Origin of the sequence: Thermosynechococcus sp. HY213 (genome assembly GCF_031460975.1) — a bacterium.
In the GTDB taxonomy this organism is placed as follows: Bacteria; Cyanobacteriota; Cyanobacteriia; order Thermosynechococcales; family Thermosynechococcaceae; genus Thermosynechococcus.
The window spans coordinates 37548-52063 of sequence record NZ_JAVKVB010000001.1 but is presented as its reverse complement, the minus strand read 5'-3'; the positions used below and the strand labels follow the sequence as shown (position 1 = coordinate 52063).

13 protein-coding genes and 1 pseudogene are annotated in these 14516 nt (G+C 53.3%); 7 read left to right on the top strand and 7 right to left on the bottom strand.

Annotation, left to right across the window (positions count from 1 at the left end):
* The first annotated feature begins 58 nt into the window (after positions 1-58).
* Positions 59-925 (top strand): peptidoglycan recognition family protein, encoded by an 867-nt coding sequence (locus tag RHK62_RS00270; RefSeq protein WP_310437792.1) that lies wholly within the window; start codon positions 59-61, stop codon positions 923-925.
* Here RHK62_RS00270 and RHK62_RS00265 read toward each other — a convergent pair.
* Positions 922-1794 (bottom strand): SDR family oxidoreductase, encoded by an 873-nt coding sequence (locus tag RHK62_RS00265; RefSeq protein WP_302676930.1) that lies wholly within the window; start codon positions 1792-1794, stop codon positions 922-924. The genes RHK62_RS00270 and RHK62_RS00265 overlap by 4 nt on opposite strands.
* A gap of 149 nt (positions 1795-1943) precedes the next feature.
* On the opposite strand from RHK62_RS00265, the gene RHK62_RS00260 reads away from it, so the two are divergent.
* The gene (locus RHK62_RS00260) at positions 1944-3266 is read left to right on the top strand and encodes a TldD/PmbA family protein (protein ID WP_399377861.1); all 1323 of its coding nucleotides are present in this window, start codon (positions 1944-1946) and stop codon (positions 3264-3266) included.
* A 1-nt stretch (position 3267) separates the two neighbouring features.
* Here RHK62_RS00260 and RHK62_RS00255 read toward each other — a convergent pair whose 3' ends face one another.
* The 5 genes from RHK62_RS00255 to RHK62_RS00235 form a co-directional block, all read right to left on the bottom strand.
* Positions 3268-3984 (bottom strand): heme oxygenase (biliverdin-producing), encoded by a 717-nt coding sequence (locus RHK62_RS00255; RefSeq protein WP_302678539.1) that lies wholly within the window; start codon positions 3982-3984, stop codon positions 3268-3270.
* Positions 3985-4082: 98 nt separating this feature from the next.
* Positions 4083-5474, bottom strand: coding sequence for an argininosuccinate lyase (gene argH / locus RHK62_RS00250; protein WP_310437790.1), 1392 nt, complete (start codon positions 5472-5474; stop codon positions 4083-4085).
* 15 nt (positions 5475-5489) lie between these two features.
* Positions 5490-5687 (bottom strand): hypothetical protein, encoded by a 198-nt coding sequence (locus RHK62_RS00245; protein WP_225901602.1) that lies wholly within the window; start codon positions 5685-5687, stop codon positions 5490-5492.
* 79 nt (positions 5688-5766) lie between these two features.
* Entirely contained in the window at positions 5767-6756 is a 990-nt protein-coding gene (locus tag RHK62_RS00240; protein ID WP_310453065.1) for a GGDEF domain-containing protein, read from the bottom strand.
* A 144-nt stretch (positions 6757-6900) separates the two neighbouring features.
* On the bottom strand, positions 6901-7140 hold the full coding sequence (locus RHK62_RS00235) for a helix-turn-helix domain-containing protein (protein WP_310453064.1): 240 nt from the start codon (positions 7138-7140) through the stop codon (positions 6901-6903).
* Positions 7141-7214: 74 nt separating this feature from the next.
* Between RHK62_RS00235 and RHK62_RS00230 the strand changes: the two genes are divergently transcribed.
* The 4 genes and pseudogenes from RHK62_RS00230 to RHK62_RS00215 all read left to right on the top strand — a co-directional run.
* Positions 7215-7646, top strand: a complete 432-nt coding sequence (locus RHK62_RS00230) for a helix-turn-helix transcriptional regulator (protein WP_310453097.1) — start codon at positions 7215-7217, stop codon at positions 7644-7646.
* Between the two features lie 121 nt (positions 7647-7767).
* Positions 7768-8976, top strand: a complete 1209-nt coding sequence (gene ispG, locus RHK62_RS00225) for a (E)-4-hydroxy-3-methylbut-2-enyl-diphosphate synthase (RefSeq protein ID WP_206200565.1) — start codon at positions 7768-7770, stop codon at positions 8974-8976.
* Positions 8977-9005: 29 nt separating this feature from the next.
* On the top strand, positions 9006-9350 hold the full coding sequence (locus tag RHK62_RS00220) for a histidine triad nucleotide-binding protein (RefSeq protein WP_302676923.1): 345 nt from the start codon (positions 9006-9008) through the stop codon (positions 9348-9350).
* A gap of 68 nt (positions 9351-9418) precedes the next feature.
* A pseudogene (locus RHK62_RS00215) lies at positions 9419-9565 on the top strand (ABC transporter ATP-binding protein); the annotation flags it as partial.
* Here RHK62_RS00215 and RHK62_RS00210 read toward each other — a convergent pair.
* On the bottom strand, positions 9562-10893 hold the full coding sequence (locus RHK62_RS00210) for a MotA/TolQ/ExbB proton channel family protein (RefSeq protein ID WP_302678535.1): 1332 nt from the start codon (positions 10891-10893) through the stop codon (positions 9562-9564). The pseudogene RHK62_RS00215 and the gene RHK62_RS00210 sit on opposite strands and share 4 nt — an antisense overlap.
* Before the next feature lie 274 nt (positions 10894-11167).
* Between RHK62_RS00210 and RHK62_RS00205 the strand changes: the two genes are divergently transcribed.
* Positions 11168-14497 (top strand): tubulin-like doman-containing protein, encoded by a 3330-nt coding sequence (locus RHK62_RS00205; RefSeq protein WP_310453063.1) that lies wholly within the window; start codon positions 11168-11170, stop codon positions 14495-14497.
* Positions 14498-14516 lie beyond the last annotated feature (19 nt).

Below are 14516 nucleotides of genomic sequence, written 5' to 3'. Positions count from 1 at the left end.
TCCCAAATTTTTGGCTTAGGGTTTGATTGTATTGTGCCAAATTGGTTCCGTTCTGCCTATGCTGCGTCGTTTCCGAGGCCTGCGGTTGATGATTTCGCTGGCGATCGCTACCGTGGTTGTGCTGTCCCTGTGGAGTGTGATGATTGGCTCTATCCCCAGTGGCGATCGCCCCCTTGATTTGAGTCAAGCGGTCTCCATTGATGATCCCCAATTTGACCCGCCAACGGACTCATCGCCCTCACCCCCGCTGCCAGAGAATACCCTGCTGCCTCTACAACGCAGTGATGGCGCCGCCTATGAACGCCTTTTTGCTCAGGTTCGCCAAGTTCATCAACAGTGTTTATTTACGCCCCCTTGGTACAGTGTCCCCATCGACCGCACCAATTTTGGCGATCGCTACCGTACCGATATTCGGGGTCAAGTGGTGGACAATGCACCGCTGATTGTTTTGCATGAAACTGTGGCCTCTGCCCAATCTACGCTGGATTTTTTCCAAACACCGCATCCCCGCGATGAAGATCAAGCCAGCTACCATGAACTGATTACCCTCAGGGGTTGGCTGCTGCACTTAGTGCCTTGGTCCAAGCGTGCCTATGGTGCGGGCAACTCTGTCTTTGGCAGGGAAACGGTGCAGACCAACCTCCGCCTTGCCCCTTCGGTGAACAATTTTGCCCTCCACTTTTCCCTAGAAACCCCTCCTGAAGGTCGCCATAATGGTTCTACCCATGCGGGCTATACCGATGCTCAGTACCGTACCTTGGCATGGCTGGTGGCGCAAACGGGCATTGATCTCCAACGGGTAACCACCCATGCGGCGGTGGATCGTTCTGGCGAGCGCATGGATCCGCGTAGTTTTGACTGGGCCACGTTTAATCGCTATTGGCAGGCCTATCGCGATCGCCCCTGTGGGGATATTCGCGGCTAGAAGTAGCGATCCAAGAATGTCTCTAAAGACTCAAAGGAGAGTTGAAAATAGGTTTGGGCACGTTCAATTTCACTGGCAGGGCAGAGACTTTCATAGGCCAATAGGGTTCGCAGCGTTCCTAGGCTGGCCTCAAGATCCCGATTCATCACTCCCAAAAACTGACGAGCGCCGTCAATCACGGCTAGGGGAACCGTCATGACAAAGGGGCGTTTATTGAAAAAGCGACCAAGGCGATCGGCAATCTCTTGGCGGGTTAAGACCTCTGGATGTGCCAAGCTAAAAATGGCCGGTTGGCTGGCTTGACTAGCCACGAGAATACAGCGGGCTAAATCCTCGGGACTGAGCAGTTGCAGGCGGTGCTGGGGATCTCCAAGGACAATGTAAACCCCCGTCTGCTGAAAGCGCTCCGCAAGGGGCAGCAAACTAGACATAAGGGTGGGGCAGCGGAAAATGGCATAGTTGAGGCCACTGCTGATGAGCACCTGCTCGACTTCGTACTTGGCCTTGAGAAAGGGGGACTGCTGGCGATCGCCCGTCACCGCCAAAGGAGAAATCAAGGTTATATGGCGTACCCCCTGTTCCTGAGCCGCCTGAATCACATCCAACGTAGCACGGTAATCAATGGCCTGAATGGCACGGCTGAGTAACTGACTACCATGGCAGCAAATCACCGCCTCCACGCCCGCCATGGCAGCCTGAATATCGCGGGGCTGTTGCAGATCGCCAATGAAAATCTCGGCACCCCATTCCTTGAGGAGATCGTATTGGCTCGTCAGGCGCACAAAGGCTCGTACCGGCAGCCCCAACGTGATACAGCGGCGCACCACCCGCAAACCCAATTGTCCTGTGGCACCCGTGACCAAGTACATGCAGCGGAACTATTAAGGGATTCTTGTCTCAGCGTGCCCTAGGCAGAGCCACAATGCAAGACGCTTGAAGAATATGCAGGGGGGGAATGCGCTAACCTAAGGAATACCAAGGAATACCTTTGAGAATCTTCACAAAAACTCTGCGCCGCATGACCCTTGACTTTTCTGCTGCTCAGCACCTGAGCCATGAGCTGTTTGCTGCCCTGAAACCGACAGAGGCGCTTTTCGTTGAAATTGCCAGTGAATCCAGCCAGTTTATTCGCTTCAATCGGGCGCGGGTGCGGCAAATTGGCACCGTAGAAGATACGGTGGTGACCCTGCGGTTGCAATCGCAGCAGCGGACGGCAAGCACCTCGTTTCCCTATACGGGAACAACGGATCTAGCGGCTGCCCTAGAGCAGTTGGCCGCATTGCGTTCAGAAACGGTGCAACTCCCTGTGGATCCTTACCTTGTACCGCCAACGGATACCGGTTCGATTCAAGACACTTACCTTGGCCGCTTACCTGATCCTGACTCAGTGGTAGAGACAATTCTGACACCCGTTCAAGGCCTTGATTTTGTGGGCATTTACAGTGGGGGGACGATCGCTCGTGGGAGCTTTAACTCCGCTGGGCAGGAGCACTGGTTTGCTACGGAAACGTTTTGCTTGGATTATTCTCTCTTTACAGCGGCGGGCAAGGCGGTGAAAAATAGCTATGCCAGTACCCATTGGGACACTGTCATCTATCAAGCTCAAATTGAGGGCGATCGCCAGCAGTTAGCACAATTGGAACAGCCTCCCCGTCAGTTAGCAGCGGGACGCTATCGCACCTACTTTGCCCCGGCAGCGGTGGCTGAACTGGTGGGCATGCTCTCTTGGGGAGCTGTGAGTGAAGCGGCCTATCGTCAAGGCGGCAGTGCCCTCGCCAAATTACGGGAAGGGGCAACCCTCTCTCCCCTCTTTAGTTTGCAGGAGGACTTTACCACCGGAACGGTGCCCCGCTTTAATGCCGATGGCGATATTGCGCCCCCTTGCTTGGCATTGATTGAGCGCGGCAAATTGCAAACGTTACTCATTAGTCGGCGCACCGCTCAGGAATACCACCTTGTGGCCAATGGTGCCAACCGCCAAGAAACTCTGCGATCGCCCCTCCTCTTGCCGGGCACGCTACCAGAGCAGGAGGTGCTGGCTGCCCTCGATACGGGTCTCTATGTGGGCAATTTACACTACCTCAACTGGAGCGATCGCCCCAATGGCCGCATGACCGGCATGACCCGCTACGCCTGCTTTTGGGTAGAGCAGGGCAAAATCGTTGCACCCATTACAGACCTGCGCTTTGATGACAGTCTCTATGAGTTTTGGGGAGACAACCTCGAAGCCTTGACAGATACCCCGCTTTGGATTGCCAACACCGACACCTATGAACGCCGCTCCCTTGGAGGTATTACGGTGCCGGGGATGCTCGTCAAGGCCTTTAACTTTACCCTCTAGGCTACTCAGCGGTGGCAAGTTCAGTACTGCCGCGCTGTCTGCGGCGGGTGAGGCTATTAAAGAGCAACTGGCCAATGGCTCTGATGAGGTTGCCCTCCAGTTCTTGGAAGATCTTCATATTCATGCCAAAGGCGGCATTGGCCTCATCCACAATCCGCTCCGCTGTTGCTTCATCTACGGCCAATTCATCCAAGCGTTGGCGATAGAGTTGCTTAAAGGCCTTTTCGTCACTAATGGCCTCAAAGCGATAAAAGGCGGTGCCTTCGCCATTTTGTAGGTTCATCGCCCGCTCAGCAATCCCCTTGAGGATTTGGCCGCCCGAAAGATCGCCAAGGTAACGGGTGTAGGAGTGCGCCACCAACAGTTCGGGTGCGGTATTGGCCACTTCATGGATGCGGGCTACATAGGCCTGTGTGGCTGGCGAGGGCGTAATTTCTTCCCGCCAATTGGAACCAAAGTAGTAGGTCAGATCTCGCTCAAGGCTATTTTTGCGGTTCAGCTCCGGAAAGTAAATTTTGCCAACAATGGGATGGTCTTTGAGCTGTTCCATTTCCTGCTCCATGGCACTGTAAACGTGATAGAGGCTGGCAACGAGTTTGCGGTAGGAGCTTTTTTCCACGGTGCCTTTGAGGAAGCAGCGCACAAAGCCAACGTTCTCGGCCATGGTGTGGGCTTTTTTGGTGCCTTCGCGCAATTTCGTCGCTAGAGACGTCGTCATCACGAGATCCTTCTTAAAAATTTGCAACGTTTTGTTTCTAAAAGCGACCGTCAGTACAGTCTATTTTTCAGACTAAGGGTAAATGAGACCATTTTTCATTAAAAATCATTAAGGCGATCGCGAGCCGCTGCGAGGGCTTGGCGCACCTGATCAAACCCTGTGCCCCCGTAGCTATTGCGGGCAGCCACCACCTGTCGCGGTGCAATGCGTTCGTAAATATCCGCTGCAAAGGCGGGGTGCAGGGCTTGCCATTCTTCAAGGGTGAGGTCTTTGAGGAATTTCCCTTCAGCAAGACAGGTTTTCACCACCTGCCCCACCAAGTTATAAGCCTCACGGAAGGGCACCCCCTTACTGGCCAAGTAATCCGCCACATCGGTGGCATTGGCAAAATCGCTCTCCACAGCCGCCGCCAAGCGTTGCGGTTGAAACACCACCCCCTCGGCCATCAAGATCGTCATTGCCTCTAGGCAGGCACGGACGGTATCCACAGCATCAAAAAGCGCCTCTTTATCCTCTTGCAAGTCTTTGTTGTAGGCCAAGGGCAGCCCCTTCATAATCACCAAGAGGGCTTGCAAATGGCCAAACACCCGTCCTGTTTTGCCCCGCACCAACTCCGGCACATCGGGATTTTTCTTTTGGGGCATGATGCTAGAACCCGTGGCACAGGTGTCGGTGAGCTTGACAAAGGCAAATTCCTCAGAGGCCCACAGAATAATCTCCTCCGAGAGCCGCGATAGATGCACCATGATCAAGCTAGCGGCACAGAGAAATTCAATGGCAAAATCGCGATCGCTGACGGCATCGAGGCTATTACGATAGGGTTCACGAAAACCCAACAATGCTGCTGTGTAGTGGCGATCGATGGGAAACGTTGTGCCCGCCAGTGCCCCAGCTCCTAAGGGAGAGACATTCACCCGCTCACGAATTTGCCGCAGTCGCTCGCTGTCCCGCTCGGCCATTTCCACGTAGGCCAGTAGATGGTGCGCCAAGCTCAGGGGTTGTGCCCGTTGCAGGTGAGTGTAGCCAGGAATCAAGGTTTCAATGTGGGACTCTGCAAGATCCAGAAGCGTGCGCTGCCACTGTCGCAGTTGTTGAAGGAGTTGATCAATTTCCGCTCGCAAATAGAGGCGAATATCGGTGGCCACCTGATCGTTGCGCGATCGCGCCGTATGCAGTTTCTTACCCACATCCCCAACCAATTCTGTGAGGCGGCGTTCGACGGCAAAGTGCACATCCTCGGCATCAATACCGGGGGTAAACTGGCCATCCCGGTATTCTTGGCGAATTTGCTCTAGGCCTTGAATCAGCGTTTCGGCTTCCTCAGGGGAAATAATCCCCGTTTTTGCCAGCATGCGGGCATGGGCTTGGGAGCCGCTGAGGTCGTATTCAATGAGGCGAATGTCAAAGCCAATACTGGCATTAAAGCGGGCGATCGCCGGATGGAGGGCTTGTTCAAAGCGCTGGCTCCAAGGCTGAGGTTGGGCAGTCACGGGCGATTCTCAGGACTAAAAATTCAGGAGCTTGCCAAAGATCCAGCCAATGGCCAGACCAATAATCAGTGCCCACAGTTGGCCAGAATCGACAAAGTTTGCCCACGCCTTAGAAACGTCTTCCCCCAAGGTATCTTTGAATTTCTGCGCCACAATAATCTGCGGCTCAATCGTCATTTGGCTGGCAATAAAGTAGTTCGGTGCAGTATTCATAGCCATTGGCGGAAACGCAACTCAAGTTTATCCTAGCGGAGGCGGGGGCGATCGCCAACTGGTATCACAACCCCCAAGATTATGAAGACCCATTGTGTGACCACTCAAGCAGAATACAGCGATCGCGCCCCTGTTGCTTGGCCTGATAAAGGGCGGCATCAGCAATGGCAAAAATCTCCGTTAAGGTGCCCTCACTTGCCTTGGCAGGAACAAAGCATAAGCCAGCACTGACTGTTATGTAGGGATGGTGTGCCCTCTCCCCTTGGGGGATTTTCATCTCTCGGACATGATGGAGCATTCGTTCAACAATGTGTAGAGCCGTATCAGCAGAAACATGGGAGAGCACAAGGGCAAACTCCTCACCGCCGTAGCGAGCAATGATATCGTTGGAGCGCAGATGGGTCTTAAGGGTTTGAGCCACCTGTTGCAGGGCGCGATCGCCCGCTAAGTGACCACAGCAGTCGTTATAGGCCTTGAAGTCATCAATATCAATGATAGCCAGCGTCAAAGTATGGCCTTGGTCTTGAGCCTGCTGCCAGAGCTGATTCAATGCTGTGTCAAAAAAGCGACGATTGCCTAACCCCGTTAAGGGATCCCGTTCCGCAAGGATCTGGAGGTGCTGTTTTTCCTGCTCTAGGGCTTGTTGGCATTGTTGCAATTCCGTCACAAGGGCAATTTGCCGAGCCAGTTCGGCCTGTAGTTGTTGCAACTGGGCAGCGAGTAACTGCTGATTGTGGCAAAAGCTAGGAACAATCCGCGTCAAAATCGCAGGTTCATCATCCAGATTGACGCCAATGCCTTCAATAACCCACTGATCCGTCTCAGGGTTGGGAATCGGAAAATGGGCAGCCAACATCTGGGCATTGCTTTGACAGAGCTTTAACCATGCCTGTACCTGCTCCGGCGATTGTTGCAGCAGCGCTGCGAGGGATTTACCAATTAAGGCTTCTGCATCCTGTTGCCAAAAGAGCGAGGCACCATCGTTGATTGCTAGAATTTCACCGCTACTGTTCACGATCGCGATCGGCTCAGGGAAAAGGCAAATATATTCAGCAAGTGTCCCCCTCATTTGTTTCGTTTGAGCCTATCAAAGGAATGGTTGTACTAATAAGAAATATTTCAGGAACACACCAAAAAATTAAAGGTTAGTTGTCAAAGTAAAATTTTTATAATTGTTAGGCTATACTAAAAAATAGATAATTAGAGCGAAAAGTTAATCCGAGGGCGATCGACAACTGTAGTAGTCGGGGAAAACAACGTAAAGGGGCTTTTCAAGAATCGTTGCTATTTCTTTCTCAATCATTGCCGAGCGGGAGCAGCCACGAATCACTGCCGATACACAATGACGCGAAACCCCTAGCTTTTGGCCAATTTTAGCGCCATTCCAGCCCCGTTTCCGCAATTCTGCCTTAATGTCCTCAGGATGCATAGTGCTGTTATAAATCTGTGCCAAGCAATTCAATGTTAATTGCGGGCAATAAGGTTGTCAAGCGACAACTTTTGACAAGGTAGTGGCGGTATTCATTGATGAGCTTGACATGTAAAGTTATTGAAAGACGCAGTGCCCTTTCCAAGGGTCTATTTAGGTTCCGCATGGTTAGTCCACTCTCTCGAAAACAACTCTCTAGGCTGCTACGCCAAAAACGGGGGATACGCAGTCAACGTGCCTTTGCCGCCGAGCTGGGAATCTCCTATACCTGCTTGCAAAAATGGGAAAATATGGCTTCATTTCCAAATGCTGAAAATCTATTAAAGTTATGTCGTGTTTTTGGCTTTGAGGATTTAGAAAGTTTTATCGCCTACCTCGACCAAACGGATGTCACCAACCGCGAAGAAGAACAACTGGTGACTGAGATTCTTGGCAAATTGCGTCACTTACCTCCGGCGACAGCAGTTCGGGTGCTAGAAACAGCGTTAGGGTTGTTAAAGGCTGCCGCTAACAATGAAGGGGACATTTGAGTATTTTTTAGGTTCCGAGAAAATTATAGCAAATCTCTTGGGAGGCGATCGCCTGCCGCAGCTTGCCGCTTCTATGGCATCCTGAAAGGGAGAAGTTGCGCAATTTGGCCACTTACATCCTATGCAAACGCTGCCGAGTCCTGTTCAAGCTACTCCGACAGAAACCGCCATTGTCCGTCGCAAAACCCGTCCTGTGCCCGTTGGCTCTGTCATCATTGGGGGCGGTCATCCTGTGGCGGTGCAATCGATGATCAATGAAGACACGCTAGATATTGAAGGCTCAGTAGCCGCCATTCGTCGTCTCCATGAAATTGGCTGTGAAATTGTGCGGGTGACAGTGCCTAGCCTTGCCCATGCTAAAGCCATGGAAGAGATTCGCGATCGCCTCTACCAAACCTACAAACCTGTGCCCTTGGTTGCCGATGTTCACCACAACGGCATGAAAATTGCCCTCGAAGTTGCCAAGTATGTGGACAATGTACGCATCAATCCGGGGCTATACGTCTTTGAGAAACCCAAGCCCGATCGCACTGAATACACCCAAGCCGAGTTTGAGGAAATTGGTGCCAAAATTCGCGAAACCCTTGAGCCACTGGTGATCTCGCTGCGGGATCAGGGCAAATCCATGCGCATTGGCGTCAATCACGGTTCTCTTGCTGAGCGGATGCTCTTTACGTATGGGGACACCCCAGAAGGCATGGTGGAATCGGCTCTAGAATTTATCCGCATCTGCGAGTCTTTGAATTTCTACAACCTTGAAATTTCCCTCAAGGCCTCACGGGTACCCGTGATGATTGCCGCCAACCGCCTTATGGTCAAGCGCATGGATGAACTGGGCATGGACTACCCCCTCCACTTGGGAGTCACTGAAGCCGGCGATGGCGAGTATGGCCGCATCAAATCCACTGCTGGCATTGCCACCCTCCTTGCCGAAGGTATTGGCGATACGATTCGTGTCTCCCTCACCGAAGCCCCCGAAAAAGAAATTCCCGTCTGCTACGGCATTTTGCAAGCCTTGGGTCTGCGGCGCACCATGGTGGAGTATGTGGCCTGTCCCTCCTGTGGCCGTACCCTCTTTAACCTTGAGGAAGTCCTGCACAAAGTCCGCGAAGCCACCAAACACCTCACGGGTCTGAATATTGCTGTCATGGGCTGCATTGTCAATGGGCCAGGGGAAATGGCCGACGCCGACTATGGCTATGTGGGCAAACAACCCGGCTATATCTCGCTCTATCGCGGTCGTGAGGAAGTGAAAAAGGTGCCGGAATCTGAAGGGGTGGCTGCCCTTGTGGAATTAATCAAAGCCGATGGCCGCTGGGTGGATCCCTAAACCATTAGACCTCTGTGAGGAGTGAAACCATGACCACGGAAACCATTTTTAGCCGCATCATTCGCCGCGAGATCCCAGCGGATATTGTCCATGAGGATGACCTTTGCTTGGCCTTTCGTGATATCAACCCCCAAGCCCCCGTGCATATTCTGGTCATCCCCAAAAAGCCGATTCCCCAACTGAGCTTGGCAGAACCGGAAGATCACCGTGTGCTGGGGCACCTGCTGCTGACGGCCAAACGCATTGCTGAGGCAGAGGGTTTAAACAATGGCTATCGGATTGTCATTAACAATGGCCCCGATGGCGGTCAAACCGTCTATCATCTGCACCTGCACCTGTTGGGCGGGCGAGCCATGCAATGGCCACCGGGTTAAGGAGATTTTGAACTCTTTCCTGTGCTGAAGAAAATGCTCTACCCCATGGGTGCAGATCTCAGCCAAGAGGCATTTCGGTCCTTCTAGTGGAGCAGCACCTCCACGTTGTGCGGGGGGCAGACTGGTGCTATGCGATACAAAAGGGGGGCATTGTGGCCTCTGACCCCACCGGTGATCTCAGCCAAGACGGGATTCAGCGGTTCCTCGCAGTCTAGGGATTGCCCCCCTCCAAGGAACTGGGCTGCTCCACCAGCGTCACCCGTCGAGGTTGCGCCAGTTGCCGTAGTACCGGTTGCAAATTCCCCAGCGTGTGGTTGAGGCGATCGAGCAGCAGTTGCAGATTACCCGTATCGGCGAGGGCTTGCAGGGCTTGGTTGAGGGTTTCTAACAGTTGTAACCGCTGTTGTAGGGTGCGATCGCTCTCGGCCAAGAGTTGAGCAATGTACTGACTTTGTTGCCGCAGTTCTTGGGCAATGGCGGTCTGTTCCTGATTGACGTGCGCCAGTAGTTCCCCTTGGCTGTGCTGAATCTGGGTCACGAGGCGCTCAAACTGCTCAATGGACTGTTGCTGGCGCTCCTCCAGTGTGGCCACAAATTGCTGCCGATCCCTGACCACGGCACGAGCCAGTTGATTTAAGTTGTCCAAGAGTTGTTGCAGCCGTTCCTCCGTGGGCAGCTCCGTGCGAATCGTTTCCTGAATCACGTCTTGGAGAGTGTCGCGATCCACCCCTGCGGACGTATTCGTAACGGGGAGGCGGGGCAGCAGTTGATCGTTAATGTAGGTGTCAATTTGCAGCAGCAGCTTATTCTCCCAGCGTTCAACGATCACCATCGGAATCATCACCAGCACACTCAGCACCAAGGCCACGAGGGTCGTATCAAAGGCCACTGCTAGCCCCGTCGTCACACCGCCAATCCCCTCCTTGATTTGGTTCACGTCCTGAGCCGTCTCCAAAAAGCTGGAAAAGCCACTGACCGCTTGGCTAATCCCAACCACGGTGCCAATAAAGCCCAGCAGGGGAATCGCCCAGACGAGAACACGGGGAATCGTATAGGAGGCATCAGTGGCGGCTGCGGCACTGCCACTCTCTTCTGCGGCGGCTTCAACGGCAATCTCTCGCTGGCCACTACTGAGAAACGCGCCTAAAACACGGGCACAGCGATTGGGCAGCAGCGTCCGCCGTTGGGCAAGGGTTTGCTGCAGTTGCAAAATATCCCGCATTGAGGTGAAGGGGTAGTTGGCGGGAATCCAGATTTGCCGCAGGCTGGGTGCTTGTTGAAAGAGGGCGATCGCCTTCAAAATCGTAAACACCAAAACTGTCCACGCAAAAAAGACAGCCACGGGTTGCGTCCAGCCACGATTGAGGAGCAGTTGGCCAAGGTAGGTGCCCTGAAGGGGCAAAAAGAAAATGTAAAGGATCACCGTAGCAACGGCAGCGATCGCCAGCGCTAACCACAGCGGCACAGTCAGATCTTGGCGGGGTACCGCCACCGGTGTTAGGGAAGGGGCAGTTGTTGTCGAAACCGGAGAAGAAGCTGTCATGACGATACTCAGGGCGCAAACATCTTTCAATCTATCGTGAAGGCGCCTCAAATTTTGGCAACTGCGGCTGCTCCCTGCTGCCGATCAGGGAATGAACCAGCCCCGAAATCCACAGGGTACTGCCGTGAGAGGATTCGTACCAGTTCCCAGTCAATGAGTCTCCTACTACCACGGTTCTCTGCTCTCCTGAGGGATGGTATTCATGGACAGGCCACTCCAGACTTGGTAGACATCCTTGCTAGGATGGGGATGACTGGTCACGGAGACGGGAATCATGCCTGCACAGGTGGAGGAAAAGTCCATTGTTCCGACAGTAATTGTTGGCGTGGGAGGTACAGGCATTGAGGTGCTATCGCGGGTGCGGCGACTGGTGGAAGAAACCTACGGCAGTCTGAAACAGTTTCCCGTGATTAGCTTCCTTGCCATTGACACCGATCGCGACTACAAAGTGAGTAACCCCCTCGCCGCTGGCTCTCCCCTCAAGGACAACGAAAAGCACTGGGCCAGTGTCAGTGGCAAAAACGTGCAGCAAATCATTCAAAACCTCGACAACTACCCGTGGATTGCCTCTTGGTTTCCCAAGGAACTAGAGCGCAACATTACCGCCCTAGAGGCCGGGGCGGGTCAAATCCGTGCCTGTGGTCGGTTTGCCTTCTTTTGCAACTACCATGCGATTCAACAAAAGTTCCAAGCGGCCAGCGATCGCGTTAAAGGCCACGAAAGTTATATGCAAAGCCGCTATGGGGTCAAGGTCAACAACAGCAGCTTAAATGTCTTTATTACGGGCTCCCTCTCTGGGGGCACCGGTAGCGGTATGCTCATTGACTTGGGCTATTGTGTGCGCCATTGGCTCAAGGGGCAGTCGAGTCCTCTGATCACGGCAATTGTGCCCATGCCCAATGCCTTTGCCGCCATTAGTGTCGGCGATCGCGTGCTGGCCAATGGCTATGCCGCCCTCATGGAACTCAGTTACTTTGCCGACTACCGCACCGAGTACGTGGCGCAATTTAGTAGCAGCCTCAGCGACGAAGTGCGCTACAATTGTCCTCCCTTTGACTTTACCTACCTCGTGGGCACCAAAAATGGCGAGAATGAATTCAAGCTCGATGAGATCCGCGAGATGATTGCCCAAAATATCTTTTTGGATCTCACTTCTGACTTTGCGCCCCACAAACGCTCGATTCGCGACAACATTAAGGCGGCTTGGGCCTCTCAGGATGCCGGGGGGCGAGGCTATCCCAAGAGCTTTATGGCCTTTGGCCTCTCCAGTGTCGAAATTCCCATTGCCCAAATTCGCGCCTCCTTGACCTATCGCCTTTGCCAAGACTTTATTCACTGGTGGCTGAACGAATCGGTGCAATTGCCACCCCAGCTTTTAGAGGTGACCCAGAGTCTCCTGAAACCCATGAACTTGCTGGATGTGGATTTGGTACTGGCCTTAGCAGCAGCGGGCGATCGCCCCTACATGCAGGAAATTTCCCGCTGGGTTAACGATCTACGCAATCAAATTAGCCGTGAAAACCGCCTTGAATGTACCCAACAGGGGGTAGGGGGCATGATTGGTGCGGAAAGAGGCAAAATTTTGCAATTTGTGCCTTGGCTGAGTGAACAGGTGGACAATTACCGTGCTGCCCACTTGCGCGAACTTAGCCCCGATGAGCGTCTCCACGGTGACTTTTTGCAGCGCATGTACGACAACCGCAATCAAATTATTCAGCAGGCTCGCCAAAGTCTTGAGGAGGAGTTCTACCGCATTGTTGAAGATCGCAATCGCGGACCCAAGTTTGCCAACGCCTTTCTGCAGCAAATTCGCCAAATTTTTATGAGCCAAGCAGAAAAGTACGACCGCGAAATTCAGCATACTTGGCAACCCAATATCACCAACCGTCAGCGACAATACGAAAATGCCCTGCAGGACATCCAGCACTTTAGCACTCTCTTTGGCATCTCCAAGCAAGCCAAAATGGAGGAATTTTGCCAGCAGGCTCTAGAGGGGATTGAGGGCAGTTTCAATGCCATCATTCAAGCCAAAGCCCGCATTCTGGCCAAGGAGGTGATGGGCAAACTGGAGGAATGGCTGCAAGGGATGGAGGCACGTCTTGCCAAGCTCAACCAGCGGCTCCTCAATTTACGGGATGGTTTCAAGGCGATGGCCGATAGTCAAGCGGATAGTGCCGATGCCCTGCGAATCAATGGGGTGAAGCTCTACGATCGCCAAGAACTCAATGGCCTCTATCAAGACTTGGTGGAACGCTATGCGGGTGCCAATACCGGGGTGCAGTCCACATTTGCCATTGGTCTGAACCAACTCTGTACCACAACGGCAGCAACGGTGTTGCAGGAGGCCAGTCCCCTCTGGAAGGAAACCCGCGCCGCCAATGAGGTGATGCGTCTCTTGGATTTGGCACAACTAGCGGATGTCCAAGAAAGTGATCTGCGGGAGATTATCCAAGAAACCGTACGGCGCACCGTGCAAAATGCCCCAGAAGAGAGCCGCCTTGTGCGGGATCTCACTGCCTGCGATCGCCTGTTGCAGGTTTATCGCAATGATGAAGGGGAAATCCTCAGTGTCCTGCGCATGGCCTATCAGAAATCAAAGCCACTGCTATTGCTCTCCCAAGCGGTCATGAGTGGTCGTGATGCTGGCTTTACTCCTTCAGTGAATACCAATATCGCCATTGTCGGCGGTGAAAATACTACCGATTTGGCTGCCAAAAAACTGATTCCCCTGCTCAAGAACCTCGTCAAACCGAATGGCCAGAGCATTACCAGTGATGACATTAAGCCCTTGGGCGATCGCGAACGCCACCGCATTGTCTTTGTCCAAGAGATGGGGGGCTTTTCCCTACGCTGTATTGAGGGCATGCCCGAACTGCGGCAGTCCTACCAAGATTGGCGAGGCCAAATGATTACCGCCAAACGCGCCCGCCTGCGGGGAGAAAACCGCGATTTGCCCATCCCCGTACATCTGCAAAAGGATCCCCCCTTCTGGGATGTCTTTCCAGAAAACCCCCAAATTCTAAAACTGGTGGTGATTGCTCGCGCCCTTGATGTCCTTAAACAAGCAGAAAACCGCGCCACCCGCGAAGCCACCATCCGCTACACCCGCCATACCGCCGTTGGTCTTGAAGATGTGGATATTGCCGCCAACTGGGAGGAAGTAACCCAAGTCCTAGAGGTGTTGGCCTGCCGTCCCGACTTAGAGGAAATTCAGCGCCAAGTGACCGCTATCCTTACAGCCGCAGAAACCCCAGAACAAAAGCAAACCCTCTATGAGCATCTACTGAACTACTTGAAGCGACGCGAGGAAGAACTCCACAAAGCTGGGGGACGCGACAGCCTTGAATATAAGCGAGAAGCCGCCATTCTCCAAGAGGTGATCCAAACCTATCAATTGGCTCAAGGCACACCAGCCCCTAGCCCCACACCAACGTCCCCTGCTCCTGAACCACCTCCATCCCAACCCGAACCAGCACCTGAAACCAGTGCTTCGGCGAGTTCCTCTGGCTTAGAGCAACTGCAACAACTCATGGCCATGTACCAGCAGGGGCTACTCTCAGAAGCGGAGTTCCAAGCGGCCAAGAAAAAACTACTGGGGCTATAGGGGAGCTGCCTGTAATTTT